1 protein-coding gene is annotated in these 1,256 nt (G+C 72.3%); it reads left to right on the top strand.

Annotated elements, in window-relative coordinates; genetic code table 11:
• The first annotated feature begins 10 nt into the window (after positions 1 to 10).
• Positions 11 to 1,231, top strand: a complete 1,221-nt coding sequence (locus tag SNE206_RS39995; RefSeq protein WP_407918508.1) for an acetyl-CoA C-acetyltransferase — start codon at positions 11 to 13, stop codon at positions 1,229 to 1,231.
• Positions 1,232 to 1,256 lie beyond the last annotated feature (25 nt).

The following is a 1,256-nucleotide window of genomic DNA, read 5'->3' as shown; positions in this document are numbered from 1 at the left end:
GGAGCCCACCATGCCCGAAGCCGTCATCGTCAGCGCCGCCCGTTCGCCGATCGGCCGGGCGTTCAAGGGATCCCTCAGGGACGTCCGCCCGGACGACCTGACCGCCCAGGTCATCGCCGCGGCCCTCGCGAAGGTCCCCGGCCTCGACCCGCGGCAGATCGACGACCTGATGCTCGGCTGCGGCCTGCCCGGCGGCGAGCAGGGCCACAACCTGGCCCGCATCGTCGCGGTCCAGATGGGCATGGACCACCTCCCCGGCACCACCGTCACCCGCTACTGCTCCTCCTCGCTGCAGACCACCCGCATGGCGCTGCACGCCATCAAGGCCGGCGAGGGCGACATCTTCGTCTCCGCGGGCGTCGAGACCGTCTCCCGCAGCATCAACGGCAGCTCCGACGGCATGCCGAACACCGAGAACCCCCTGTTCGCCGACGCGAAGGCCCGCACCGCCCGGCGCGCCGAGGAGGGCGGCGGCGAGTGGCACGACCCCCGCGAGGACGGCCTCGCCCCCGACGCCTACATCGCCATGGGCCAGACCGCCGAGAACCTCGCCGCCCTCAAGGGCATCACCCGCGCCGAGCAGGACGAGTTCGCCGTCCGCTCCCAGAACCTCGCCGAGCAGGCCATCGCCTCCGGCTTCTGGGCCCGCGAGATCACCCCCGTCACCACCCCCGACGGCACCCTCGTCTCCCACGACGACGGCCCCCGCGCCGGCGTCACCCTCGACGCCGTCTCCGGCCTCAAGCCGGTCTTCCGCCCCGACGGCACCGTCACCGCCGGCAACTGCTGCCCGCTCAACGACGGCGCCGCCGCCCTCGTGATCATGTCCGACACCAAGGCCCGCGAACTCGGCCTCACCCCGCTCGCCCGCGTCGTCTCCACCGGCGTCAGCGGCCTCTCCCCCGAGATCATGGGCTACGGCCCGGTCGAAGCCTCCCGCCAGGCCCTCGCCCGCGCCGGCATGACCATCGGCGACATCGACCTCGTCGAGATCAACGAGGCCTTCGCCGCCCAGGTCATCCCCTCCTACCGCGACCTCGGCATCGACATCGACCGCCTCAACGTCAACGGCGGCGCCATCGCCGTCGGCCACCCCTTCGGCATGACCGGCGCCCGCATCACCACCACCCTGATCAACTCCCTCCAGTGGCACGACAAGCAGTACGGCCTGGAGACCATGTGCGTCGGCGGCGGCCAGGGCATGGCCATGGTCATCGAACGCCTCAGCTGAACCACGACACCGGGCCACGCCCACC

The sequence above is a fragment of the Kitasatospora sp. NE20-6 genome, from assembly GCF_045862635.1.
This window is presented reverse-complemented; position numbering and strand designations above follow the sequence as displayed.

Excerpts from the sequence above, each read along its gene's own strand:
- SNE206_RS39995 (WP_407918508.1), top strand. The coding sequence starts at position 11 with ATGCCCGAAGCCGTCATCGTCAGCGCCGCCCGTTCGCCGATCGGCCGG.